Source organism: Bradyrhizobium sp. WBOS07 (assembly GCF_024585165.1).
In the GTDB taxonomy this organism is placed as follows: domain Bacteria; phylum Pseudomonadota; class Alphaproteobacteria; order Rhizobiales; family Xanthobacteraceae; genus Bradyrhizobium; species Bradyrhizobium japonicum_B.
Genome location: NZ_CP029008.1, coordinates 2794687 through 2821200 on the forward strand (window position 1 = coordinate 2794687; position 26514 = coordinate 2821200).

The 26514-nt window shown below is 64.6% G+C and carries 18 protein-coding genes; 8 read left to right on the forward strand and 10 right to left on the reverse strand.

The window, feature by feature from the left end; all coding sequences use genetic code 11:
* Window positions 1–120: 120 nt before the first annotated feature.
* The 3 genes from sufB to DCM79_RS13165 form a co-directional block, all read right to left on the reverse strand.
* The gene (gene sufB / locus DCM79_RS13155; protein WP_257180190.1) at window positions 121–1617 is read right to left on the reverse strand and encodes a Fe-S cluster assembly protein SufB; all 1497 of its coding nucleotides are present in this window, start codon (window positions 1615–1617) and stop codon (window positions 121–123) included.
* Window positions 1618–1730: 113 nt separating this feature from the next.
* Window positions 1731–2870, reverse strand: coding sequence for a cysteine desulfurase family protein (locus DCM79_RS13160; RefSeq protein WP_257180191.1), 1140 nt, complete (start codon window positions 2868–2870; stop codon window positions 1731–1733).
* Window positions 2871–2879: 9 nt separating this feature from the next.
* Window positions 2880–4115, reverse strand: coding sequence for an acyltransferase (locus tag DCM79_RS13165; protein WP_257180192.1), 1236 nt, complete (start codon window positions 4113–4115; stop codon window positions 2880–2882).
* A 59-nt stretch (window positions 4116–4174) separates the two neighbouring features.
* Here DCM79_RS13165 and DCM79_RS13170 point away from each other — a divergent pair, with 59 nt between their 5' ends.
* On the forward strand, window positions 4175–5158 hold the full coding sequence (locus DCM79_RS13170) for a LytTR family DNA-binding domain-containing protein (protein WP_257180193.1): 984 nt from the start codon (window positions 4175–4177) through the stop codon (window positions 5156–5158).
* Window positions 5159–5505: 347 nt separating this feature from the next.
* Window positions 5506–6153 (forward strand): alpha/beta hydrolase, encoded by a 648-nt coding sequence (locus DCM79_RS13175; RefSeq protein ID WP_024337874.1) that lies wholly within the window; start codon window positions 5506–5508, stop codon window positions 6151–6153.
* 101 nt (window positions 6154–6254) lie between these two features.
* Here the strand turns inward: DCM79_RS13175 and DCM79_RS13180 are convergent, their stop codons facing one another.
* Together DCM79_RS13180 and DCM79_RS13185 are read right to left on the reverse strand one after the other, a co-directional pair.
* Window positions 6255–6932 (reverse strand): glutathione S-transferase family protein, encoded by a 678-nt coding sequence (locus DCM79_RS13180; protein ID WP_257180194.1) that lies wholly within the window; start codon window positions 6930–6932, stop codon window positions 6255–6257.
* A gap of 1043 nt (window positions 6933–7975) precedes the next feature.
* Window positions 7976–9076 (reverse strand): anhydro-N-acetylmuramic acid kinase, encoded by a 1101-nt coding sequence (locus DCM79_RS13185; RefSeq protein WP_257180195.1) that lies wholly within the window; start codon window positions 9074–9076, stop codon window positions 7976–7978.
* Between the two features lie 162 nt (window positions 9077–9238).
* On the opposite strand from DCM79_RS13185, the gene tyrS reads away from it, so the two are divergent.
* From tyrS to DCM79_RS13205, 4 genes are all read left to right on the forward strand, one after another.
* Window positions 9239–10492 carry a tyrosine--tRNA ligase gene (gene tyrS, locus DCM79_RS13190; RefSeq protein ID WP_257180196.1) on the forward strand — a complete coding sequence of 418 codons (1254 nt, stop codon included), beginning with the start codon at window positions 9239–9241 and terminating at the stop codon, window positions 10490–10492.
* 56 nt (window positions 10493–10548) lie between these two features.
* On the forward strand, window positions 10549–11808 hold the full coding sequence (locus DCM79_RS13195; protein ID WP_257180197.1) for an MFS transporter: 1260 nt from the start codon (window positions 10549–10551) through the stop codon (window positions 11806–11808).
* Between the two features lie 208 nt (window positions 11809–12016).
* Complete coding sequence (locus tag DCM79_RS13200) at window positions 12017–12421, forward strand: DoxX family protein (RefSeq protein ID WP_257180198.1); 405 nt, start codon at window positions 12017–12019, stop codon at window positions 12419–12421.
* Between the two features lie 369 nt (window positions 12422–12790).
* Window positions 12791–14485 carry a methyl-accepting chemotaxis protein gene (locus DCM79_RS13205; RefSeq protein ID WP_257180199.1) on the forward strand — a complete coding sequence of 565 codons (1695 nt, stop codon included), beginning with the start codon at window positions 12791–12793 and terminating at the stop codon, window positions 14483–14485.
* A gap of 151 nt (window positions 14486–14636) precedes the next feature.
* Here the strand turns inward: DCM79_RS13205 and DCM79_RS13210 are convergent, their stop codons facing one another.
* Window positions 14637–18458, reverse strand: coding sequence for a DUF3971 domain-containing protein (locus tag DCM79_RS13210; RefSeq protein ID WP_373568135.1), 3822 nt, complete (start codon window positions 18456–18458; stop codon window positions 14637–14639).
* Window positions 18459–18662: 204 nt separating this feature from the next.
* Here DCM79_RS13210 and DCM79_RS13215 point away from each other — a divergent pair, with 204 nt between their 5' ends.
* Both DCM79_RS13215 and DCM79_RS13220 read left to right on the forward strand, forming a co-directional pair.
* Complete coding sequence (locus tag DCM79_RS13215; RefSeq protein ID WP_257180202.1) at window positions 18663–19352, forward strand: peroxiredoxin; 690 nt, start codon at window positions 18663–18665, stop codon at window positions 19350–19352.
* Window positions 19353–19463: 111 nt separating this feature from the next.
* Window positions 19464–20816 carry a M23 family metallopeptidase gene (locus tag DCM79_RS13220; RefSeq protein WP_257180203.1) on the forward strand — a complete coding sequence of 451 codons (1353 nt, stop codon included), beginning with the start codon at window positions 19464–19466 and terminating at the stop codon, window positions 20814–20816.
* Window positions 20817–20883: 67 nt separating this feature from the next.
* Here the strand turns inward: DCM79_RS13220 and DCM79_RS13225 are convergent, their stop codons facing one another.
* From DCM79_RS13225 to prfB, 4 genes are all read right to left on the reverse strand, one after another.
* A complete protein-coding gene (locus DCM79_RS13225; RefSeq protein WP_257180204.1) occupies window positions 20884–23061 on the reverse strand; it encodes a hypothetical protein in 2178 nt (725 codons plus the stop codon).
* 355 nt (window positions 23062–23416) lie between these two features.
* Window positions 23417–24325, reverse strand: coding sequence for a DMT family transporter (locus tag DCM79_RS13230; RefSeq protein WP_257180205.1), 909 nt, complete (start codon window positions 24323–24325; stop codon window positions 23417–23419).
* An 86-nt stretch (window positions 24326–24411) separates the two neighbouring features.
* Window positions 24412–25284: an NAD(P)-dependent oxidoreductase gene (locus DCM79_RS13235; protein WP_257180206.1), complete on the reverse strand. Its 873-nt coding sequence runs from the start codon at window positions 25282–25284 to the stop codon at window positions 24412–24414.
* Between the two features lie 2 nt (window positions 25285–25286).
* Window positions 25287–26418, reverse strand: a protein-coding gene (gene prfB, locus DCM79_RS13240; protein ID WP_257180207.1) for a peptide chain release factor 2 whose coding sequence is annotated in 2 segments (ribosomal slippage) — window positions 25287–26348 and window positions 26350–26418 — 1131 coding nt in all. Because the reading frame shifts where the segments join, the coding sequence is not laid out codon by codon here.
* Between the last annotated feature and the right edge of the window lie 96 nt (window positions 26419–26514).

A 26514-nucleotide genomic window follows, 5' to 3' on the forward strand; every position in this document is an offset into this window, starting at 1 on the left:
ATCTATCCCCTCACCCCAGGGAGCGCCGAAGGCGTGTCTCGAAGAGCGAGGCCAACAATCTTTCCGGTCGTCATCCTTCGAGACGGCCGCTTGCGCGGCCTCCTCAGGATGAGGTCCGAGCTAACCGACGCTGCCTTCGAGCGAGATCGAGATCAGCTTCTGCGCTTCCACCGCGAACTCCATCGGCAGCTGCTGCAGCACGTCCTTGACGAAGCCGTTGACGACGAGGCCGACCGCCTCTTCCTGGCTGAGCCCGCGCTGGATGCAGTAGAACAGCACGTCCTCGGAGATCTTCGACGTCGTCGCTTCGTGCTCGAACGTCGCCGAGGAATTCTTCGCCTCGATGTAGGGCACGGTGTGCGCGCCGCATTTGTCGCCGATCAGCAGCGAATCGCAGGCCGTGAAATTGCGCGCGCCGGTCGCCTTGCGGTGCGCGGTGACGAGGCCACGATAGGTGTTCTGCGACCTGCCGGCGGCGATGCCCTTGGAGATGATCCGGCTCGACGTGTTCTTGCCGAGGTGAATCATCTTGGTGCCGCTGTCGACCTGCTGGAAGCCGTTCGAGATCGCGATCGAATAGAATTCACCACGGGAATTATCACCGCGCAGGATGCAGCTCGGATATTTCCAGGTGATCGCTGATCCCGTCTCGACCTGGGTCCAGGAGATCTTGGAATTGGCGCCGCGGCAATCGCCACGCTTGGTGACGAAATTGTAGATGCCGCCCTTGCCTTCGGAATTGCCGGGGTACCAGTTCTGCACCGTCGAATATTTGATCTCGGCATCATCATGCGCGATGAGCTCGACCACGGCGGCGTGCAGCTGGTTCTCGTCGCGCTGCGGCGCGGTGCAGCCCTCGAGATAGCTGACGTAGGCGCCCTTGTCGGCGATGATCAGCGTGCGCTCGAACTGGCCGGTGTTGCGCTCGTTGATGCGGAAATAGGTCGACAGCTCCATCGGGCAGCGCACGCCGGGCGGCACATAGACGAACGAGCCGTCGGAGAACACCGCCGAGTTCAGCGTCGCGTAGAAATTGTCGGAGGTCGGCACCACCGAGCCCAGGTACTTCTGCACCAATTCAGGATGCTCGCGGATCGCCTCCGAGATCGGCATGAAGATCACGCCGGCCTTCTTCAGCTCGGCCTTGAAGGTGGTCGCCACCGAGACCGAATCGAAAACAGCGTCGACCGCGATCTTGCGGCGGGCGGGATCTTCCTCGCCGGGCTTGGGCTCGACGCCTTCGAGCATGGCGACTTCCCGCAAGGGGATGCCGAGCTTCTCGTAGGTCTTCAGGATCTCCGGATCGATCTCATCCAGCGACGTGACCGTCTTCTTCGGCTTCGGCGCCGCATAGTAATAGAGGTCCTGGAAGTCGATCCTGGGATAGTCGACGCGAGCCCAGGTCGGCTCCTGCATGGTCAGCCAGCGACGATAGGCTTCGAGCCGCCACTGCAGCATCCAGTCGGGTTCGTTCTTCTTCTGCGAGATGAACTTGACGGTTTCTTCCGACAGCCCCTTGGGGGCCTTGTCGGACTCGATCAGGGTCTCAAACCCATAACGATACTGGTCGACGTCGATGCGCTTCACGCGCTCGACCGTCTCTTGTACGGCTGGCATTCCATCCTCCGCTCGCGGTTTCAAGGACCGCGGTGGATCAAACTCGGTCGAGTATTACGATATTTCTGTGCGGAAAGCACGGGCTTAGAACCGTTCAAGCCGTGTTTCATCGCTTAGCCCTTAAGTAGGGTATTACCGAGCTTTCGCCAAGCCTCTAACGCCCTATTGATGTCATCCGGTTCCGTGGACCAGCCCAGACTGAGACGCACCGCTCCCTGCGCCACCGCGGGGTCGAAGCCCATGGCCGAAAGCACGTGGGACGGCTGAACCTTGCCGGAGGAGCAGGCCGAGCCGGAGGAGACGGCGATGCCTTCGAGGTCGAAGCCGATCACGGCCGTCTCGGCCTTGAGGCCGGGTGCCGTGAACAGGACGGTATTTGGCAACCGCCTGGCGTCCTCCGCGAAGATGGTTGCGCCGGCGATCCCCCGGATGCCGTTTTCCAAGCGGATTCTGAGGGTTGTGATGCGCTCCGCATCCTCCGGCAGAGCCTCAAGCGCGACCTTCACGGCAGTACCAAAGCCGGCGATGCCGGCGACATTCTCGGTTCCGGCGCGACGGCTGAGCTCCTGCCCGCCGCCTCGCAGCACCGGCTCCAGTCCGGCGATTCCCTCGGCCATGACCAGTGCGCCGACGCCCTTGGGGCCGCCGATCTTGTGCGCAGAAAAGGTCGCAAGGTCGATACCCATAGCCTTGATATCGAACGGGATTTTCCCCAGCGCCTGGATCGCATCGACATGCAGGAGGCCGCCGGCCTCGTGAACGATCCGCGCCGCCTCGGCGACCGGCTGGAGCGCGCCCGTCTCGTTGTTGGCGGCCATGATCGAGACCAGCGCCGGCGGCCCGTCCGCGAGCCGTGCCTTTAGGTATTCGAGATCGACCACGCCGGCGCGCGTGACGCGGATCAGGCCGATCCTGTCCGCCGGGAACCGGCCACCCGCCAGCACCGAGGCGTGCTCGACCGCCGATACCAGCAGCCGCTCGACAGGCCCGCTGGACGGCCCTCGCAACCCCGGCGATAGGGCCAACGCATTGGCCTCGGTTCCTGCGGAGGTGAAGACCACGTTCCGCGGCAAGGCGCCGACCGCCAAGGCAAGCTCGGCTCTAGCCTCCTCCACCAATCGCCGCGCCTCCCGCCCCTCGGCATGGACCGACGATGGATTGCCGACCAGGTCAAAGGCCGCAACCATCGCGGCCCGAGCCTCGGGCCGCAGCGGCGTGGTCGCATTCCAGTCGAGATAGACACGGGTCGGCATCTCGCCCTCTTAGCACCTTTTGCCATCCGTCCAATCGGAGGCCGCGTGCGCCAGGGCCGGCCGGTGCGGCTCGATCGCGGCAACAATCCGCGGCAGCGCCCGCAATCCGAACAGCGGTCGCAGCCAGACGATGCGCCGGACCATTTCATAGGTCGCCACACATGCGAGCGCGGTCCCGATGATGACAATGGAGGCCTCGGCCCCAACCGGGAGACCGCTGCCGCGCAAGGCATGGGCGATCACGATGATCGCGGTCTGATGCACGATGTAGTACGGGAAGATCGCGTCGGTGAGATAGCGCCGCACCGGGCCGTCGGCAGCGAGGTGGCGTCGCGCAAAGCCCAGCACGGCGGCGATCGCGAGCCATTGGTAGCAGCCATAGGCCGAGGCGGCGGCCCACCTCAGCGCGGGCGACGGTGCAAACAGTCCGGCGCGAGCCAGGATGAAGGCCGAGAAGCAGGCCGCTGCAGCCGCCAGCGCCACCCAGCGCTGGCGCTCGACCTCGCGCCAGATCCCCTCCTGCTTCGCCAGCAGGAAACCGATCAGGAAGGCGGTGGCGTGGTCGGCGTGGTTGTACCAGTCGCCGAACAGCGCATGCGTCGACGGGAAGGCCGGAAACAGCACCAGGCGCCAGGCCACGTACAGCACGCAGGGCACGATCAGCAGCCGCGGCCCGGCGAGCACGACGGCCAGCTTGCGGCCCAGCCAGTCCGCGCCGGCCGGCCACAGCGCGAGTACGCCAATCAAGGCCATCGTGTAGACCCACAGATAGACCACGAACCAGAGATGGTTCCAGGTCGGCAGCACGATGCACGGGTTCGGACAGAACTGCGCGCCGAACGCGAAGTAATGCCTGGTATAGAAATCGAGAAAGCCTGCGGGATAGCCGAGGCTCTCGACGATCTGGAGATAGGATTGCGGCGGCACGATCACGAGCATGCCGAAGACCAGCGGGATCAGCAGCCGTGTCGACCGGGCACCGGCAAGCGCGGTCAAGGTCGACTTGTCGAGCATGAAGCGGGTGGCAACCCCTGATACCAGGAACAGCAGCGACAGCCGCCAGGGGTTCAGGAACAGCATCACCGGTTCCAGCCAGGTCAGCCGGTGCACGCTCTTGATGTGAAATCCCCAGGACACGTAGAGCATGCCGACGTGGTAGAAGATCAGCAGCCCGAAGGCTAAAATCCTCACCCAGTCCAGATCGATGCGCCTGTCCGAGCTTTGGAATTGCTGTGGTGTTGTCATGGTTTTCTGCTCCTTGACGGACGACGAACGCGGTTTCCGGGCCATGGCTGACACTGAAAATGGCTGACACCGAAAATGCGCCGCCGACGCCGCGCGTCGAGCCGGTTTGGGATCAGCATCCGACGCGACGGGATGAGCCGCCGGCGGCTGGGACGAACAGCGGGCCTTTCGGGATCAGCGGGGGCGACCGGACCACGTTCGCTGCGATCGCGGCGGTCGCGCTCGCGATCGGAATCGTCAATGCATTCTCGGGCGCCCAGGACGCGGCCTGGCGCGGCGACAGCTACGACATCGGCCGGCGGCTGTTCTGGGAGATGTCGAGCATCGCGATCATCCTGCTGCTGCTGCCGATCCTGGTGCTGGCGGTCCGCCGTATGCGCGGGACCCCTGGCCTTGCCGCCCGCGCCGCCATCGGGGCGATCACCGTCCTCAGCTTCTCCGCCCTCCACATCACTGGCATGGTCTGGGTGCGCAAGCTGGCGCTCTGGCTCGCCGGCGGCGCCTACGATTTCCGCTTTTCGCTCGCGACCGTCCTGTACGAATTCCGCAAGGACGCGGTGGCCGTCGTCCTGATCGCCAGCACGATCTGGCTGCTCGAAAGCCGGCGTGAGTTGAAGAGCGCCGCAGCCGCTCCCGCGCCTCCGCCCTCCCCGCTCCAGCCCTCGTCCCCCGACGTGATCTGGCTACGCGACGGGACGAGCCGCATTCGCGTGGTGCCGCGCGACATCCTCTGGGTCGCCTCCGCCGGCAACTACATCGAGTACAGCCTCGCCGACGGCACCCGGCATCTGATCCGGGGCACGCTGGCGGCGGCGGAAAGCGAGCTGACGCGCTTTTCCATCGTTCGCGTTCACCGGACCAAGCTTGCCAATCTCGACCGGGTGCGCGGCGTCGACCTCAAGCCGTCAGGAGATTTCGAGCTCGTTTTCGACAACGGCCAGACGCTCGGGGGCAGCCGGCGTTACCGGCCGGCGGTCGCCTCGCTCGGAAGCCGGCCCGCCCCGGCGGGAATCGCCGCCCCCCGATCGGCCGGCGATGCATAAACAATCGTGATTCCAATCGGTTGAGCGGTGTCCTGCGGCAGAGCCGCCGCCTCTTGCCGGCACCGATTGTATCCAGGCGACGTCCCGCGCCGGCGACAGGGCCGGACATGACGCTGAGATGACTGGCTAAGCTCTTGAGCCCATTGAGAGATGTCGAAGAAGCTTGCTTTTTGACCCTTGCCTCGTGTTAGAAGCGCGCGTCAGTTCACCTGCGCGCCACTCGCGCATCATCCGAGGGCGCGCCTCTCCACCTTTCATCCGTGCTTCTCGTCGGCGGCAACGCGGGCAGAGCCACAATCGGACGATTGCGCAGGGATCACCTCCAAGGGACTCAATCAGAGACATCCATGCCTGAAGTCATTTTCACCGGCCCTGCCGGCCGCCTCGAGGGTCGCTATCACCCGGCCAAGCAGAAGAACGCGCCGATCGCGATGATCCTGCATCCGCATCCGCAGTTTCACGGCACGATGAACCATCAGATCGTGTACCAGTGCTACTACGCCTTCGCCCATCGCGGCTTCTCGGTGCTGCGCTTCAACTTCCGCGGCGTCGGCCGCAGCCAGGGTTCGTTCGACCACGGCACCGGCGAATTGTCGGATGCCGCCGCCGCGCTCGATTGGGCGCAGACCATCAATCCCGAGGCGCGCGCCTGCTGGGTCGCCGGCTTCTCCTTCGGCGCCTGGATCGGCATGCAGCTGTTGATGCGCCGTCCCGAGGTCGAGGGCTTCATCTCGATCGCGCCGCCGGCCAATCTCTACGACTTCTCGTTCCTCGCGCCCTGCCCGTCGTCGGGCCTGATCGTGCACGGCGAGAAGGACGCGGTGGTGCCGCCCAAGGACGTCAACACGCTGGTCGAGAAGCTGAAGACGCAGAAGGGCATCGTGATCGACCAGCAGATCATCCCCGGCGCCAATCATTTCTTCGACGCCAAGCTCGAGCCGCTGATGGAGACCATCACGGCGTATCTGGACATGCGTCTGGCCAACGTGCGCTGAGGCCATGTAGCCCGGATGGAGCGAAGCGAAATCCGGGAAACTGCATCCGCGGAAAGAGAACCCGGATTGCGCTTCGCTCCATCCGGGCTACGAAAAGGCGCTCAGGCCGCGAGCTTGAGCAGATGCGCGTCGTGGCGGACGAGGAAGGCGCGCAGCAATTCCGGATAGTCGGCGCCGACCGCGGTGCGCACACTTGGACGTTTCGCGAGCTCGGCGCGCCACGCGCGGACCTTCGACACATCGCGGAAGATGCCGTGCTCGGTCAGCTCGTCGAACAGATCGAAGTAGCGGAAGATCGGCGCGAATACGGCATCGACCAAGCTGAATTGCTCGCCGGAGAAGAAGGGGCCTCCGCCTAGCGCGGCTTCGACACGCGCGAACTTCGACACCAGCGCCTGACGCTTGCTCTCGAACGTCGCCGCATCCGTCGTCGTCTCCAGCCCCCAGAGGTCGCCGAGGACCGCCGAGCCGAATTCCATCCACGCGCGGTGCTCGGCGCGCTTCAACGCATCCGCCGGATGCAGCTTTGCCCCACCCTGCGTCTCCTCGATGTACTCGCAGATCACGTTGCTCTCGAATAGCGCGACCTCGCCCTGCTCCGTCGTCACCACCAGCACCGGCACCTTGCCGAGCGGCGAGAGTTTTAGAAACCAGTCGGGCTTGTTGGCGAGATCGATGTCGATCCGCTCGAACGGTACGCCCTTTTCCTTCAGCGCGATCACCGCGCGCTGCACGTAGGGGCAAAGCTTGTGGCTGATGAGCTTGAGTGAGGCGGTCATGATGCGATCCCGGCGCGGTTTGATGCAACTGCATTCATTATAGATGCATTTGCATGCATCTGTCAAGGTCAATGCACCTGCATTAATTCGCACGTCTGCGATCATCGAGGCGTCGGGCAAAACACCCAAAATTCGTCAATCCCCGCCGGCGAAAATATTTCACTTTTCCGAATTTCGGATTTATGGCATACACTGTCCATCCCGGCCCTGCCAGAGGGGCGCTTCGCGATCGTCACGAGATGCGAGCCGGGGTGCGGTGGACGCGGCAGCGCCGGCGCGGATGTGTGGCGACAGGGCGGCCCAACCGTGAGTCTCACGCAACGTGCATACGACACGGCGCGGTCACAGCGGTCTCGTTGATGCCTGGAGGCGAGCACACGCAAGCCTTCGGGTCGTTCGGCGGGAACGTCCGCGGACGGAGAAGTCGTGTGGTCCCGACGCCCGGGGGTTCTGGCGTCAAGTCTCGCGGCGATGCGGCGGCCAACCGGCGCGCGCATCGTTCAGCCGCAAGGCGACGGGGGCAATAGTGCAACGCTCCCCGAGGAGAGCACGAAGGACACCGTTAAAACCATCCGCGCAGGGAAGGCCGGGCGACCGGCACACCTGTGGTCCACCCCGTGTGCGTTCTTACGCCCACGGACCTGCGGGTGCCGCCGGCGCCCGGCCTTCCCTGCGCCCTTTGGCAATCATGGGGCGCAAGACGGCAGCACCACTCGGGCAAAACGCGCCGCGGGAATGCGAAGACGCGTCTGCAACCACCCACTCGTTGTCATCGCCCGCGAAGGCGGGCGATCCAGTATTCCAGAAAAGCCGTGATCGAACCGAGAAGCCGCGGCGTACTGGATTCCCCGCCTGCGCGGGGAATGACCGCGTCAGTTGGAGAGGCAAGTTGTCACCCCATATTCCGTCATTGCGAAGAGCTCGCGACAAAATTGCGTAGCAGTTTTGCGCTGATGCGACGAAGCAATCCAGAATCCCTCCGCGGAAAGATTCTGGATTGCTTCGCTCCGCTCGCAAAGACGTTGATACATCAGCGCCCGCCCTCAGGGCCTTGCGATCACCCCGCCGGTCATCGGCATCGGTACGCCCGTGGTAGCGGGGTACGACAGCGGCAGGCCCTTCATGCCGCGGACGGCGAGGAAGCCGAAGGCCTGCGCCTCGATGGCGTCGGAGGCCCAGCCCAGCGTCTCGGCGGCCTCGACCGTGGCTGCCCCCACCCGCTCCCGCAGCATCCGCAGCATGGTGAGGTTGCGGGCGCCGCCGCCGCAGACGATCCAGCTCCGCGGCCGCCGCGGCAACAGCGGGATGACGCGTGCGATCGCCGCCGCGGTGAAGGCGGTCAGGGTCGCGGCGCCGTCGGCCGGTGCGACGTCGCCGAGCTTCAGCGCCGCAAAGTCGTTGCGGTCGAGCGATTTCGGTGGCGGCAACGCGAAGAACGGCAGCCCCAGCGCCCGCGCGATCCAGGCCTCGTCGACCTTGCCGAGGCTTGCGAACTTTCCTTCCGCGTCGAACGCCTGGTTCATGGTGCGGTACATGAAATCGTCCAGCAGCGCATTGCCGGGGCCGGTGTCGCAGGCGATCAGCGTGTCGCCGTCGATATAGGTGATGTTGGAGACGCCGCCGATATTGACCACGACGATCGGTCCCTCGCGGTCCAGCGAATTGGCGAGCGCGCGGTGGTAGACCGGGACAAAGGGCGCGCCCTGCCCGCCGGCCTCGACATCGGCGGCACGGAAATCATACATCACGGGAATATGGATCGCTTTTGCCAGTGCCGGCGCATCGCCGATCTGCACCGTCAGCCGCTTTTCGGGCCGGTGCAGAACGGTCTGGCCGTGGAAGCCGACGATGTCGATGTCCTCCGGCCTCATGCGGTTCTGGGCCAGGAAGCTGGCGACCGCCTCGGCATGGGCCCGCGTCACCGCCCGCTCGGCCTCGGCCAGAACGCCTGGGCGCGCATCGCGCTGGGTCAAATGCACGGCTTCGCCCAGGGCCTGGCGCAGCAGATTGCGCTCCGCAGGCTGATAGGGCCGGTAGCCGGACGGCCCGAATGCCTTCACCTGCTTTCCATCGGTCTCGATCAGCGCGACATCTACCCCGTCCAGCGAGGTGCCGCTCATCAGACCGAGTGCCGTCAACATCATGGATCAGCGTCCTCAAGACCCTTCCAGCATGCCGATCTTGTGCCAGAGGGGCACATCTTATAATGCCACAGCGCCAAGTGGCGGGCGGCCGTCGGGTTCCCATGCAAGACCCTTAAATTGCCCCCAAAACAGTAAACCAAGAATTGTTGGGCACGCCGACAGATGACTGTATTTAAATCGGATTTCCTCAATATCCTGCAGGAACGTGGGTTCATCCACCAATGCTCGGATTTCGAGGGGCTGGACGCGCTCGCCGCCAAGGGCGAAGCGACCGCCTATGTCGGCTACGATTGCACCGCCCGCTCGCTGCATATCGGCAATTACCTGACCATGATGATGCTGCACTGGCTGCAGCAATCCGGCAACAAGCCGATCACGCTGATGGGCGGCGGCACCACCATGGTCGGCGACCCCTCGGGCAAGGACGAGACGCGCGCGATGCGGACGATCGCCGAGATCGAGGGCAACAAGGCCTCGATCCGCGGCGTGTTCGCCAAGGTGCTCAACTATGGCGACGGCAAGAGCGACGCCATCATGCTCGACAATGCGGAATGGCTGACCAAGCTGAACTGGATCGAGATGCTGCGCGACGTCGGCCGGCACTTCTCGGTCAACCGCATGCTCACCATGGATTCCGTGCGGCTGCGGCTCGAGCGCGAGCAGGAGATGAGCTTCATCGAGTTCAACTACATGGTCTGCCAGGCCTACGACTTCGTCGAGCTCGCCAAGCGGACCGGCTGCAAATTGCAGATGGGCGGCTCGGACCAGTGGGGCAACATCATCATGGGCGTCGATCTCGGCCGCCGCATGGGCACGCACCAGCTGTTCGCGTTGACGACGCCGCTCTTGACCACCGCCTCGGGCGCCAAGATGGGCAAGACCGCGCAAGGCGCGGTGTGGCTCAACGCCGACCAGTTCAGCCCCTACGATTTCTGGCAGTACTGGCGCAACACCGAGGATGCCGACGTCGGCAAGTTCCTGAAGCTGTTCACGACGCTGCCGATGGCCGAGATCAGGAAGCTCGAAGCGCTCGGCGGCTCGGAGATCAACGAGGCCAAGAAGGTGCTCGCCACCGAAGCGACCGCGCTGCTGCACGGCCGCGACGCCGCGAACGAAGCGGCCGAAACCGCGCGCCGCACCTTCGAGGAAGGCGCGCTCGCCGAAAGCCTGCCGACGGTGGAAATTCCGCGCGGCGAACTCGATGCCGGCCTCGGCGTGCTCGCCGCCTTCGTCAAGGCGGGCCTCGTTGCCTCCAACGGCGAGGCGCGGCGTCAGATCAAGGGCGGCGGCCTGCGTGTGAACGACGCGCCCGTCACCGACGAGAAGATGGCGCTCTCTGCGGCCAATCTGACGCCGGAAGGCGTGATCAAGCTGTCCTTCGGCAAGAAGAAGCACATCCTGATCAAGCCTGCATAGGCGTATGAGCTTTTCGCTGCTTGTCAGGCTGCGCGGATGCGCGCTCCCTGACGGCAATGGATCAGAACACGCCCAGCGAAACGCCCAAGGAACAGGGCGCAAGCACGCAGCGGCAGGCGGTGCGCACCGCGCTCGTGGTGCTCTGCCTGTGTTTCACGCTGGCTGTTCTTGGCCGCGGGCTCAGCGAGAGCTTCACCGTCTTCCTCAAGCCGATCTCCGAGAACTTCGGCTGGGACCGCGCGCAAGTCGTCTCGATCTATTCCCTGACATGGCTGATCAGCGGACTGACCGCGCCGCTGGTCGGGCGCCTGTTCGACCATTCCGGTCCGCGCATCGTCTACGCACTCGGGCTGCTCCTGCTCGGCTCGGCCTTCCTGATCGCAAGCCGGGCCCAGGCGCTCTGGCAATTCCAGCTCTCGATCGGCCTTTGTGTCGGCATCGGCGTTGCCTTCATCGGCAACGTGCCGAACTCGATCCTGCTCGGCCGCTGGTTCGGACCAAAGCTGCCGACCGCCATGGCGGTGGTGTACTCGGCGATGGGCGGCGGCGTACTGGCGCTGCTGCCGGCATCGCAGCTTCTGATCGATCATCTCGGCTGGCGCGAGACCTATCAGGTCTATGGCCTCGCCGCGCTCGCGCTGCTGGTGCCGCTGCTGCTGCTGCCCTGGCGGATGTTTTCCGCCGGCTCGCCGCATGTCGCCAAGAGAAGCGATCCCGACTTCATCGACAATGGCTGGACGCTGGCGAGCGCCATGCGCCACCATGCCTTCTGGGCGCTGTTCGCGACCTTCTTCTTCACCGCGGTCGGCATGTACGCGATCGCTGCCCAGATCGTGGCCTATCTGATCGACGCCGGCTTCCCGCCGCTCCAGGCTGCGACCGCCTGGGGGTTTTCTGGCGTCGTGCTCGTGTTCGGCATGATCGGCGTATCGGCACTCGACGGGCTGATCGGACGGCGGCCTTCGGTGCTGCTCAGCTACGCCATCTCGATCCTCGGCATCTTGCTGCTCTGGCTGCTTCAGTATTATCCAGATGTCATCCTGCTCACCGGCTTCGTCGTCTGCTTCGGCAGCATGATGGGCTCGCGCGGGCCGCTGATCACGGCGACCGCGATGAGGATCTTCCGCGGCAAGCGCGTCGGCACGATCTTCGGCACCATCTCGATCGGCAGCGGCCTCGGCTCTGCCGTCGGCTCATGGAGCGGCGGTCTCATCCACGATTTCACGCACGGCTACAATCTGCTGCTCGTTTTCGCACTTGCGACCGTGATCCTCGGAATGATTCCATTCCTCATCGTCCCCGCCTTGCGGGAGTAAGTCTCCCCGACGTAACCTGCGCCCCTCGATGTCACCGGGGAATTACGCACGTCATGCGGACACCGTAAGCAATAGCTCGGACGCGGACGGAGGACGTGTGGTGTCGCGTCCGACATGACGAAAATGTCAGCGCGAAATTGATCTGAGACGGCTTGCGAGGCGGCGCTGAATACGGTCCTAGTCACAGCATTGGATGGAGGGCAAACCAATGGACTTTCCTTTTCTCACTCGCTTTCAACCGGTTCTCCTGAGCCTGTTTCGCTTCATGACCGGCCTGTTGCTGTTTCAGTACGGCGTCGCCAAGATCTTCAAGTTTCCGGTGCTTCCCTACTTCGCAAACATCCCGCCGCTGATCTGGACGGCTGGCGCAATCGAGCTCGTGCTCGGCGCGCTCTTGATGATCGGGCTGTTCACCCGCCTGACCGCATTCATCCTGTCGGGTCAAATGGCGTTCGCCTATTTCATCGGCCACATGTTCAAGGGCGAGACGCCGGTGTTCCTTCCGCTGCTCAACGGCGGCACCTCGGCGATCCTGTTCTGCTTCGCCTGCCTGTATCTCGCCGCAGCCGGCGGCGGCTCGGTCAGCGCCGACGCAGCGATGGGCAAGGACTAGCGACCCCGGTCCGCGGCGCTGCGGCGCCGGCCCCGCAAACGGACGGCACCGGCAGACCGGCGGTGCCGTCTCAGCGCGCCCCCAGCACGTTCCAGATCAGAACGAGGGCCGCGACGAGCAGCACGGACATGATGATGCGATGAACGAATCGAGTCATTGCAGGTCCAGCCAGGCTGTTTAGATCCCAAAATCCAAAATCGATTCTGTCCCCCGGACGGGCTTGAGCCGGTCGGCAAGGCGATTTGCCTGCACGATTGCGCATGAGGCTGCAAATGCCGCGCGCCCGGCAGGCCGCCGCATGCCTACATTCATGATTGGTAAGAACTTCATGCTACCCAGGCGAGCAATAACCATTCCGTAGGGGCTGTGATGAAACTGCTGAGCCATCTGACGATCCGCACCAAGCTTGCCAGCATGGTCTGCCTTGCGGCCCTCACAGTCGCGGCCATCATCGGCGTATCGTCCGTGCTGAGCAAGAGCCGCATGATGGAGGATCGCGTCCAGCAGATGCGGACCGCGGTCGAGTTGCTCTACAATTACGCACAATCGCTCCAGGACGAGGTGACCGCCGGCAAGCTGACATTGGCCGATGCCAAGGCCCAATTCCACCAGCGCGGCCGCCGCATGAACTTCAACGGCAACCAGGGCTACCCCGTCGTCTACAATCCCGACACGTCGATCCTGGTGAACGGCGCCAATCAGCAGCTCGAAGGCAAGATCACCGGCGCCAAGGACTCCAACGGCGTCCTGATCGCCGACGCCATTGTCAAGGCGGGCGAGCAGACCGCGCAGGGCGGGGTCACCTCTTATCTCTACCCCCGTCCCGGCCAGACCGAGCCGGTCCGCAAGACCGTGTTCGCGCGCAAATTCGCGCCCTGGAATGCGACCATCAGCTACGGCCTCTATGTCGACGACATCGACGCCGACGTGCGTGCGCTAACGCTGGAGCTTGCCGCGATCGGCACCGGCCTGATGCTGCTGATGGCGGCACTGTCCTGGCTGATCGCCCGCGACGTGCTCAGCGCGCTCGAACGCCAGAAGAACCGCATGCAGGAGATTTCCGAAGGCGCCATCGACAAGCCGGTCGAGGAAACCGACCGCGGCGACGAGATCGGCCGCATGGCCGAGACCCTCGAGGTGCTGAGGCAGACCGCTTTGACGGCCCGCGCACTGGAAGCCGAACAGGCCGCCACCAAGACGCGCACCGAGCAGGAGAAGCGCGACGCCCTGATCGCCCTTGCCGATCGCTTCGATGCCTCCGTCGGCCAGCTCGTCGGCCTGATGGCCTCCGGCTCGGGTGAGCTCGAGCATACCGCCAAGTCGATGTCCTCGACCGCCGAAGGCACCAACCGCCGCGCCGCATTGGTCGGCTCTGCCGCCACCGAAGCCAGCCAGCGCGTTCAGACCGTCGCGGCCGCCGCCGAGGAGCTCTCCTCCTCCATCACCGAGATCAGCCGCCAGGTCGCCCAATCCGCAGAGGTCACCGGACGCGCGGTCGACAGCGCCCGCCGCACCGACACGATCGTGCGCGCGCTCTCGGACGGCGCCCAGCAGATCGAGCACGTCGCCGAGCTGATCTCCAACATCGCCGCCCAGACCAATCTGCTCGCGCTCAACGCCACCATCGAGGCCGCGCGTGCCGGCGAAGCCGGCCGCGGCTTTGCCGTCGTCGCCTCCGAGGTGAAGTCGCTCGCGAGCCAGACCGCGGAAGCCACCCGCGAGATCGGCGACAAGATCGCCCAGATCCAGGGCGCGACCAGGGAGGCCGTGGACGCCATCGGCGGCATCACCGCCACCATCGAGGAGGTCAGCCGCATCGCCACCTCGATCGGCGCCGCGATCGAGGAGCAAGGCGCCGCGACCGCCGAGATCGCCCGCAGCGTCTCGCAGACCGCGGAGGCGACCCAGGAGGTCACCACCAATATCGGCGGCGTCTCGACCGCCGCGAACGAGACCGGCAATGCCGCCGGCATGGTGCTCGCCGCAGCCAGCAACCTCTCCAAGCAGGCCGAGCAGCTCTCCGGCGAAGTCGGCACGTTCCTGGCCGGCGTACGCGCGGCGTAGGCCTTCAGGCCCGAATATCTCCACGTGCGTCATGGCCGGGCTTGTCCCGGCCATCCACGTTTTCAGACACTGCGAAGGGAAGAACGCGGATGCCCGGGACAAGCCCGGGCATGACGATCGTCTGCTACTGTTCGCGAGAAAAAGGCCGCTACTACCGCCGCGTGAGGCTGCAGCCGCTCGAGAGCTGACGCGTCGAGCCGGTCGAGCCGTCGTTCGACTGCGAGGGGAATTCCTCGAACGGCGTGTTCTGCTTGCCGGTGTTGAACTCGAAGATCTTGCGGAACACGCCCGGCACCATGGCCGAGACCGGATTGACGCGCATCACCGGCGCGGCCGGCGTGCCGATGACCTCGTAGGTCACGCCGATCAGTCCTTCCTTGTCGCCACCGCCCAGGAACAGCCCGAGCACCGGAATCTGTCCGAACATGTTGTTCAACCCGTACATCGGCACGAAGGTGCCGCTCATGCAGACCTGGTTGCCGGGATAGTCGATCGAGCCTTCGATGGTGGCGCCGATCATCGGGCCCTTGACGACGCCGTCGCGGATCGTCAGGGCGCCGTTCTGCCGGGTGAACTCGGCGCGCAGCGCACTGAAGGAGACGCCGTTGCCGGTGCCGTTGGGCGCGCCGGCGGCAACGCGCTCGAGCTGCGCCTCGCCCTTCACCGTGAAGTCGCGGACGTTGATGAGACCCTCGCGCGAGGTGTTCGGCTCGGATGTCGGCGGCTCCATCGCCACCACCATCTGGCCGCCGACCGCCTTGGTGTAGGTGTCGGTGAAGCGCAGCAGCGCGCCGGCATCGTTGGTCTGGAGATAGATCACCTCGCGGCTGCCCTGCGCACGCCCGCCGCGCAGATCGGCCGCCACCGGCGTATCGCGGCCGATCTTCCCGCTCAGGGTAAAGGCCTTGATGGCGCCGTTGCGCTTCGACATCTTGGCATCGACGCTGCGCATCGCCTCGCCGTTGAAGCCCGCGACGGCACCGAGCTTCACGTCGATGTCGAAGTCGACGCCCTTCATCTTGTTGCTCTTGTCATCCTTGGAATTGCCTGAGATCGCCGACTTGAGGAAGCCGCGGCCATCGAACACGTCGCCGCGTATGGTGCCCCTGATGACGCCGTCCTGACCACGCTCGGCCTTCAACGAGGTCTTGTCGCCGTCGGACGGCGAATAGACCGGGAAGTTCGCGTTGACGAGGTCGCCGTTCGCGTCGACTTCGAGCGAGCCCTTGATCGAGGCGCCGCCGCCTTCGATGACGATGTCCTCGAGACGCGTCGATTGCGCGGTCGGCACCACCTTGAAGCTGGCCTTGCCCGACTTGCCCGGCAGCTTGACCCAGCCCGGCAGGATATTGTCGAGCTTGACCGACGTCAGGTCGGCCTCGACGCCGAGCTTCGTGGTCTGGTCGGGACCGCCGGCGATCTTGCCCGACAGCTTGATCGGCAACGATCCGCTGACGGCGGGACTGAGATCAAAGCCGAGGCGGGCGCGGCTCGCATCGTCGAGCGTTGCCTGCAGCCTGACGTCCGCATCGCCTTCGGTCGGCTTGCGATAGTCGAGCGAGGCCGCCTGCCCGTTGATCTTGACGTCGCCCTTGACCTGATAACCGCCGTTGTTGGCGACGATCTTGAGGTTGTTGGCCTCGAGCTTCTGGTTCATCACCAGCTTGTCGGCGGCAAAGCCGTTGAGATCGGCGGTGACGGCATAGATGGTGTCAGACTTGGTCAATTCGCCCTTGACCGGCAGGCCGAGCTGGATGTTCGCCGTGAACGTCCCCTTGCTGGTGTTGGGATCGATGATCGTCGACGACAGATCGCTGAGGCGATCATTGGACAGCATTTCAGCCGCCGCGGGCACCGGGCCATCGACGCGGAACCTGGTCCGCGACGGCGACGGCTTCGGCGCCATGTCGGGCACCTCGAAGACGAAATCGGAGATGGTGATCTTGCGGCCCGCAGGCGTATCGGCGATGCCCTGGCCGATCGTCACGGTCGCGGTGCGGCCGGTCACGCGCGCCTTCAGATCGGCATCGTGCACGACCGGCATGCCGTCCACCGGACGGACCGCGACGCCGCTCGCCACGATGTTGACCGAGAGGCCGTCGTCGGGAATGGGCGGGCCCTTGCGCGGAAGATTCTTGGTCGGCGAGTTGATGCCGATCTCGATGCGCTGGAGCGTGCCGCGCTCGATCCGCTCGATCACCCATTCGCGCAATTCGGGAACGACGAGCGTCGGCCACATCCGCTTCAGCGCGGAGGCCGACATCGGCGTTCCCGCAAAGCCCAGCGTCAGGCGCGGCTCGCCCGAATAATCGATCGCACCGGTGCCGGCGACGCCGATCTCGCCGTTGCTGATGTCGGCCTGCGTCAGCAGGAAGCGTTTGTGGTCGGTGTCGAAGCGGAATCCGATCGCGATGCGGTTGAAGACGAGCGGCGGCTCGTTGTCGATGCCGCCGAGCAGGATCGACCCGCCGCTGAAGCCGAGCTGCCAGTCGTTGACGGTGCCGTTGGGCGGCTCGAGATGGGCCAGCAGCGTCAGCCGGTTCGCGCCCGACAGGACCTTGAACGGCGCCACCAGCACCCGCCGGTTGGCATCCCACTCGAGATTGATCTCGGCCTGGTCGATCGCCATCGGATAGTCGGGCGTGTCGGTGTCGATGATATTGCCCGCGCCGACCGCAATCTTGCCGCGGAAGAAGGTCGGCACGCCGTCGCGGCCGAGCTCGCCCTTGAGCTCGCCGGTCAGCGGCAAATCGGCGGTATAGGTGAGGTCCTTGACCCGCAGCGCCAGGAGGATGTTGGAGGTCGAGACCTTATCGGCCTTGATGTCGACCGAGCGCACGCCGTTCTCGGCCGGACCGATCGTGGCGCGCAGCATCCAGGGGCGCGCACCCTCCTCGCCGAGGCTGAGCGTGACGCCGCCGCGGCTCGGCCGGCGCAGGCTGAGCGTGATGTTCTCGAACGACCATTTGCTGCCGCGCTGCTGATCGTCGACGATCAGATTGCCGTTCTTCAGACCGATCTCGTTGAGGTTCTGGCCGTCGAGACCCGTCATGCTCAGGCTGTCGAGCCAGTCGAGACCCTGAAGAATGCCGCTCTGCGCGGTCGCCTGGGGCGCGGCCTGGGAAGCAGCTTGGGAGGCCGCTTGAGATGGATCCTGGCCGGCGGGCGCCGTGGCGAAAGGCGGCGGCGGAACGCCGCTGCGCGGGAATGTCGGCGGCAGGCCGGCATCCTTCTTCGAGGCGACGCCGGTGGCCAGCGGCTTTGCCGTGTCGCCGGCGGACACCGTGACAGTACCGTCGGGCGCGATCCGGATCGCGAGCTCGGCATCGACGAGATTGAGGCTTTCGGCGCGCAGGTGCCCCATCAGCAGGCCCGCCCCCGACAGCTTGACCTCGGCCTTCGGCGCGCTGGCGACGACGGCGTGATCGCGGTCGCGGACGATGATGTCACGGATGCGGACGGCGATGCGGACGCGCCCGGCCCGCTCGATTTGGGTGCCCCCGATCTCGACCGTGTTGCCGTGGCCGATATTGTCCTCGATCGCGGCGGCCAGCCACGGCGTGGCGATGTCGAGATTGATGGGACCGGCGCCGAGCCGCCACCACAGCGCAGCGAAACAGCCGACGAAGATGACGGCGACAGTCCCGACGACGAGGACGAGGCGCTTCAGCCAGCGATCGGCCGCCAGCCAGCGGCGCAGCGCGCCAAACCCGTCGCCGAAGCGAAGGAAGCGCGAGCTGGAACGCGCCAACAGCCGGCGCGCGCGATGGCCCGCGGCCGCCTCCTGATCCGGATCCCAATCGGCGTCGTCCCATTCCTGCGGCTGTTGACCGCCGTGCCGATCGAAGTCCCGATTGTAATCCTGGGGCGACTTATTCCTTGCCATTGCCTCTCGATACAGGCGCCCGTCATGAGATTGAGCGCCGCCGGGACCGCAGCCGCTCCCAGGGAGCAAAGCTCCCTGCGCCGGCATTGCAGCCATACTTCGAATATTCCTGCTGTTCGTCATTTCGCCCCGGGAGCGCGTTCAACGAGCAGTGGGGTGGTGCGTGGAATTCCTTGTAACCATACTCCGGCGTCGTCAGACTTGCCCAGCCAAGGGCGCCAGTCCGGCACACCGGACGAGAGCTGCAATACCGTTTCGGTTGACCCGCCGAAAGCGTCGAAAGGAAGGCGTATGTCCAAGAAATCCCAAAAGAAATCGTCCAAAGCGCCCTCCGGCAGTCCGACGGCTAAGAAGAACACCCTGAAAGCGCGGGCATCGAGTCAAACAAAGTCCGCAAAGACGCAGCGGACACCGGCGAGCAAATCAGCCGGGACTTTAGCAAAAGCAGGATCACATAAGGCCGCATCGAAACAGTTAAATTCCTCCAAATCGGCCTCCGCGCCCGCGACGGCGAAGTCCGGCCTGGCCGAGGGCCAGAAAGCCCCCGCCTTCCGCCTGCCGCGCGACGGCGGCGACGTCGTCACATTGGCGGACTATGCCGGCCGAAAGCTGGTCCTGTTCTTCTATCCCCGCGCCGACACGCCCGGCTGCACCCGGGAGGCAATCGACTTCACCCGCCTCGCCGGCGCCTTCGCGGCCGCTGGCACCGCCGTGCTCGGGATCTCCGCCGACCCGTTAAAGGCCCAGGAGAAATTCCGCGACAAGCACGGGCTCGGTGTCCCCCTGATCTCGGACGAGCAGCACGAGATGCTGGAAGCCTATGGCGCCTGGGGCGAAAAGTCCATGTATGGCAAGAGCTTCCTCGGAATTCTTCGCACCACGATCCTGGTCGGCGCCGACGGCAAGGTGGCCAGGATCTGGCGCAATGTCCGGGTCGACGGGCATGCCGATGCGGTGCTGGAGGCGGCAAGAAGCCTTTAACCAGTCCTTTGAATTGGCCTGTTCCCGTTTCCGGAAAATTAACCATGACCGGCCCAGATTGCTGCGGAAATTAGGGCCGTACGGACTCATCCGACCGGCGCGGGAGTGCCGATGTCGAAAAGTTCTGCCCAATACTCGCAGTACCCCCAACATCATCCGCACGACCACGGCCGGGCCTTCCAACGCCGTCCCGCGGTTGCGGCCGCCGCAGCGATCCCCCTTCCCGCGACCGACGATGCCTATACCATCGTCCATGCCGGCAAGCAGGTCCGCTTCGGGCCCGTGGTGTTCTGGATCGTGGTCGGTACGGTGGTGCTGCTCGGTCTCTGGTCGGCGGCGACCGCCACCTACTTCGCTTTCCGCGACGACGTGCTGACCCGGCTGATCGCCCGTCAGGCCGAGATGCAATACGCCTACGAGGACCGCATCGCCGAGCTGCGCGCCAAGGTCGATCGCACCACCAGCCGGCAGCTGCTCGACCAGGAGCAGTTCGACCAGAAGCTCGACCAGATCATGAAGCGCCAGACGGCGCTGGAGTCCCGGGCCACGGCGCTCGGAGCCATGCCCGACGTGACCGGCTCGATTCCCCGCGCGGCCCCGCAGCGCGGCGATTCGAGCCAGGGCACGCCAAAGCCCTCGCCGATCAGCGACACCGTGATCTTCGTGGCGCCGCCGGACCGTGAGGCGCGGCTCGAATCGCGCGCCCCGGCTGTCGTGGCTCCCCAGACCAATCAATTTGCGAAGAACCATGGCTTCGACAACGTCCTGGTCCGGCTCACCACCTCACTCGATCAGGTCGAACGTCGCCAGATGGCGGTGCTCAGCGCGGTCGAGGAAAGCATGGATTCACGCATGCGCCGGATGCGCGGCGTGGTCAGCGATCTCGGTCTCAACCTCGCCAGTCTCGAAGCCGCCGTGCCGCGCAGCGCAATGGGCGGGCCCTTCGTTCCCATCAAGCTGACCGCCAATGCCGGGCCGTTCGAGAAGCAGCTCAATCGCATCAACATCACCCGCGCTGAGATGGATCGTCTCAACCGCACGCTGGCGCTGGTGCCCTACCGCAAGCCTGTCATCGGCGAGGTCGAGTTCACCTCAGGCTTCGGCGTCCGCAGCGATCCCTTCCTCGGCCGGCCCGCGATGCATACCGGGCTCGACTTCCGCGCCGCCAGCGGCGATCCGGTCCGCGTCACCGCCAACGGCAAGGTCGTTTCCGCCGGCTGGTCCGGCGGCTATGGCCGCATGGTCGAGGTCGATCACGGCAACGGGTTGTCGACCCGCTACGGCCATCTCTCGGAGATCAACGTCAAGGTCGGCGAGATCGTGAAGATTGGCCAGGTCGTCGGTCTGGTCGGCTCGACCGGACGCTCCACCGGTCCGCATCTGCATTACGAGACCCGGATCGAGGGCGAAGCGGTCGATCCGCAGAAGTTCCTGCGCGCCGGCGTGCGACTGAGCGCGGGTTAGTTCTTCTCTCCGCAACCCGGACGCATTTAACGCCCGCAGGAGCGACAGGAATCGATCCCTTTCGGCTTCACTCCGCCGGTACGCGGCGCGCCGGGTGCGGCGCCGGCGCAAAGACGCCGAAAGCGGGTACGACCATCTCAAGTTCTTGGCGGTAGCTTTCATAGTCGGGCGATCCGGGCCGAATGAAGCCAAGTCGAGGGATGTGATCGACCACACGTCTGAGAACGATCGGAGCACTTGCCGGGGTAAACTGCGCGCCTCCAGGATTGGACAATGTCGTGATCAGACCGCGGGCTGGCTCGCTGCTCTTCTCCGGACGCGACACCATGATCAGACGTATGGCCCCCATTTCCAGTGTAACGAAATTCAGGAAGGGACGTCCCTCCGGGATGTAAATCCGTCCTCTCTGTGTGTGCCCGGCATCGACACGTTCTCGTTCCTCGAACATGAGGCAGGACTCTGTCTCGTCCCAGTGAACGCCTATGAGGTACGCACTAATGATCTCGGCTTTGGAGAAAGCCGGCCTGAAGCATATGTAATCGCCCTCGAGAGCCTCGACGCCTGCACGAGCATAGCAACCGAGATCGCGGGCGGCATCGGAACCAGATGACATCCGAGATTCGAGACCGCCGGCAATCGACGGCGCTTCATGCACGGGACAATCCTTGCGCGGATCGCTTGCCCGCTCGGCGGTAACCTTGCGAATGCGCTCCGACTCATTGAAGACCGCGAGAACCATGCCGCCGACGATGAAGCCGGTTAGCCCGGTGCTTAGCGCCACGAGCTGAACCGCATATTCCGGCTCCACATAGAACTGGGCCAGCACCTGCCGGCCGATCAAATGCGCGACCAGCCAGCCCGCGCAGGTCAGCGCCGCACCATTCCCAAGGGCCCCGAGGGCCGCCACGCGGTACCAGCTTCCTCGCGAGCTGCCCAGGTAGGAACAGATTAGCCCGAGGGAAACGGTGCAGACGAAAGGCGTGATGACCCCATATATCCGTTCCAAGAACTGCTTGAGAACGTTCTGATATCCTTCGCCGTGCATCAAGGCGGATACGAGTGGAATGCCGACACGGAGCGCAATCGATAGTCCCACAACGATGAGACCGGCAACGACCAGCTCGGCAATGGGCGGATATCCCGGCGAGGCGCCTTCCTTCCGTGATATGAACCGTTGCGCAACGACGATCGCACCCAAGACCGCGAAGCCGATTGAAATCCCAAACGTAATCGCAATCGTCAGGACCTTTCCGACGTCAAGCGGACGCGCCCCCGGCATGAAGAGCATCGTGGCAACGCTCCAGGCGACGACGAGGAAGATCGTTGTCGCCCATTGATCCAGTCCAAAGGTCGGCCCAGGACTGTAGGCGAATCCCATCTTCGCAAGGCGCTGCAACCGGCCGCTGTGAGTCCTTTCGCAAAAAAGGACATAACGAGCGACGAGGCTGCAAGTCAGATTCGTGACCTCGGCAATGTTCCGGTTCAGCGCTTCCTTCAATTCGGGGGCGGGAAGCGAAGAGGTGAAAAACGCCAGGCCAGCATGCATCAGTTCTTCGTAGCGGGCATCTGCACGAGCTGCGACCGCGTCACCCATTTGCATGATCTCGGCATACGCTGATCGACCATATCCGTTTCCGGCGAAGTCAGGGACCGTGGCGTTCTGTCGGGGTCCAACGAACAAATTGTAGAGGCCGACGGCTCTCGTAAAGCGGTCGGGAAGAGTACCATCCCTGCTGAAACTCAGCGCCTTCGGACCAATATTTTCCGAGATGATCCTGGTGACTTTGATTCGAGCCTCACCCTGCGGGGTAAAACCGGTGGTTTGCGCCAGTTCAAATGCCAGTCGGTCGGCCCCACGCGGAATAGCGGCCAATCTGACGCAAAACGCCCGCGCCGCCCTGTCGATCCGCGCCACCTGGCGGAACTGCGAAGCGACGACGATGATGAGCACGGCTACGATGGGAGCGTATTGAGCGAGTTGCGCCTGTGCCTTTGGATCAACCTGCTTCAACTTGTCGACGATGAAATCGAACCCGATGCTTCCCTGTACGAGTCCGATCATCACCACCAGCCAGAGCGGTACCATCAAGGCGTAGTAAAATATCACCCCCCAAAAGAACATTGCGAACGTCGTGCCCGACCGATTGGTAGGTGGAGAGTTGAAGCGAGCCCAGGCGACGACAAAGAGGGCCAGGAGTGCAATGATCCATTGGCTGTGCGTAACGATTTCTCGAATGATATCCATGTTGCGCGCTCCCACTCAGCAGGCGACGCTTGCACGATCGGGCCCGCCCCTCGCCGCGGCAGGGCTCAATTCCAAGAGGGCATCGCGGAGGCGCTCCGCTCGACCCAGATGCCCCGAGCTATTTCCGCATGATCTATTCGGAAAACCGCTGCGCACTTTTCCGGATGATGCTTCAGAAACTTATGCCGCGTGATCGACCTGCAATGTGAAGTGGCCCACATTCGGCCAGGAATCTTAGGTGGCGCCGATCACCGCTGTGGCGGAGCCGCATTTCCTCCCGGCTATTGCCGCGCGTGACCGACCTCGCCGGTCATGACGTTGGCGAACGGCTCCAAGGCCCGACCGTCGAACCGCATCAGCTGCGCCGGAGCAGAGTCAAGATACGCCCGTCGATCACGAGAAGCGCGCTGGCAATGATCAGGGCGCCGGCAATCTCACGCGCTGAAATCGGTTCACCCAGGACGAGATAGCCGAGCAGGATTGCCGTCACGGGAACGAGGAGCGTTACCAAAGTCACGTTGGTTGCGCCTGAGCGCCGCAACACCTGGAAAAAGACGAGATACGCGAGCGCGGTCGAGAGACCAGCCGAGCCGAGCACGGCGAGCCAGGTCGTCACGCCGGGCATCGGCAGGCGCCATGGCCGGTCGAACACGAAAGCCAGCACCGTCATCATGACCGTCGATGCGAGCAACTGACATGTCGCCGTCGCAAGCGGAGGTGATTTCGACAGCCAGCGCCGTGCCACGAAGGCCGCGAATCCGTAGCTGAGAGCTGCACCGATGCAAAGCAGGATCCCGATCCCCTGACCAGTCAGCAACTCGATCCCAGCTCCCTTCAGAATGATGACGCCGATCAGGCCCACGACAACACCGGCAGCCCGACGCGCTATCAGCCTCTCCTCTCCGACAACCGCCATGACGACGACGGTGAATAAGGGAGTGGTCGCGTTGAGGATCGACGCCAGCCCGCTCGAAATGTACAATTGCGCCGTCACGATCATGGAAAATGGCAATACGTTGTTCAGCAACGCCATGGCGACATACGGCCGCCAACTCGCGACGTCTTTCGGAAGGCTGATCCCATAAAGCCGCAGCAGCGGCAGAAGCAGGGCCGCACCCGCCGCCACTCGCAGCAGCACCAGCGTCAATGGCGGCAATTCCCTCAAGGCCGCGCTGTTGAAAAAGAACGAGCCGCCCCACAGGATCGAAAGGAGACCCAACAGCAACCAGTCGCGTGCGTCGATCCTGTTATCCGTCGGAAGCATGAGGTCTCGCATCTGGCGCCCAGAGCCTTCGCCTAGCCCGAAGCCATGGAAGCGACCACCCGATTTCCGGAACAGAGCTAAGCGACTTATTTCGGCCGCGACACCAGCTCGATCATCCTGCCTTCGTCGTCGTCCGGCATCGCGGTCTTGGCCTGCGCGTAGGCCTCGACCGCGGCGCGCGCGACCAGCGGCTTCCCGGCCAAGAGGCTCTCGGCGAGCTTCACCGCATAGGCGGCATCCTTGTGCCGCAGCGCCGCCGTGAAGGTCGCGCCGGAGAAATCGCGGGCGACCATGCGCTTGGAATGACGCGTGACCTGCGGGCTTGCAGCGACACCCGCCTGGATCGATTCCAGCACGAGCTTCATGTCGAGCCCGGCCTGCTCGGCGATCGCAAGGCCCTCGGCGAGGCCGGCGATCTGAATCGCGCCCATCAGATTGTTGATGAGCTTGTAGACGGTGCCGGAGCCGACCGCGCCGAAATGGCGGATGGTCGAGCCGATCGGCTCGAGATAGGGCCGCGCGCGTTCGAGATCGGCGGCATCGGCGCCGACCAGCAGCGTCAGTTTCCCGGCGGCCGCCGCGTCCGGCAATCCGGTCACGGGGCAGTCGATGTAGATCAGCCCGCGCGCATTCAGCTCGCGGCCCATCTCGCGGGCATGGTCATAGGAGACGGTCGAGCACTCGATCGCGATGGTGCCGGCCTTGGCGGTCTTGGCCGCGCCCTTCGGCCCGAGCCAGACCGCGCGCGAGGCCTCGTCGTCGGCGACCATGGTCACGACGGCGTCGGCATCGATCGCCGCATCCTCCGGCGAGGTCGCCCAATGCGCGCCGCGGGCGATCAGGTCTTCCGCTTTTGCCCTGCTGCGATTCCACAGCGTCACGGTGAAGCCGGCGTCGAGATAGCGGCCGGCCATGCCGTGCCCCATCCGCCCCAATCCGATGAAGGCGACGCGGGGCATGATCAGTCCACGTCCTCGATCTCGCCGGTCGTGGTGCCGAACGCGCGCTGTGCCAGCGTCGCAGCCATGAAATCGTCGAGCTCGCCGTTGAGCACGCCCGAAGTGTCGGAGGTCTGCACGCCCGTGCGCAAATCCTTCACCATCTGGTAGGGCTGCAGCACGTAGGAGCGGATCTGGTGGCCCCAGCCGATATCGGTCTTGGCGGCCTGGTCGGCGGCGGCCTTCTCCTCGCGCTTCTTCAGCTCGATCTCGTAGAGACGCGCGCGCAGCATGTCCCAGGCCTGTGCCCGGTTCTTGTGCTGGGAGCGGCCGGCCTGGCAGACCACCGCGACGCCGGTCGGAATATGCGTCAGCCGCACCGCGGATTCGGTCTTGTTGACGTGCTGGCCGCCGGCGCCGCCCGACCGCATCGTATCGACGCGAACGTCGGATTCCTTGATGTCGATCTTGATGCTGTCGTCGATGACGGGAAACACCTGCACGCTGGAGAACGAGGTGTGCCGCCGCGCATTGGAATCGAACGGCGAGATCCGCACCAGGCGGTGCACGCCGGCTTCCGTCTTCAGCCAGCCATAGGCGTTGTGGCCGGAGACCTGGATGGTCGCCGATTTGATGCCGGCTTCTTCGCCCTCGGACTCTTCGAGATATTCGACCTTGAAGCCGTGCGTTTCGGCCCAGCGCGTGTACATGCGCAGCAGCATCTGCGCCCAGTCCTGGCTCTCGGTGCCGCCGGCGCCGGCATGGACCTCGAGATAGGAATCGAAGCGGTCGGCCTCGCCCGACAGCAGCGCCTCGAGCTCGCGCCGCGCCACTTCCTTCTTGAGGTTCTTCAGCGCGGCCTCGGCCTCGGCGACGACGCCGTCATCGCCCTCGGCCTCGCCGAGCTCGATCATTCCGATGTCGTCTTCGAGCTCCTGCTCGACCTTGCCGATGCCGGAGAGCGAATCCTCCAGCGAGGTGCGCTCCTGCATCAGCTTCTGGGCTTTCTGGGGATCGTTCCAGAGGTTGGGATCTTCTGCGAGCTTGTTCAGCTCAGCGAGGCGCGCCGTCGATTTCTCGACGTCAAAGATGCCTCCTCAGCAGCCCGACTGACTGCTTGATCTCTTCTACCAACCGTTCGATTTCGGCGCGCATGTCGTTCTCTGTCTTGCGGAATCCCGCGTGCAGTTCGAGAGGGGATGTAGCGGCGGCGGCCGTAAAGCGCAACCGCCCGCCTCGCCCGTATCAGGG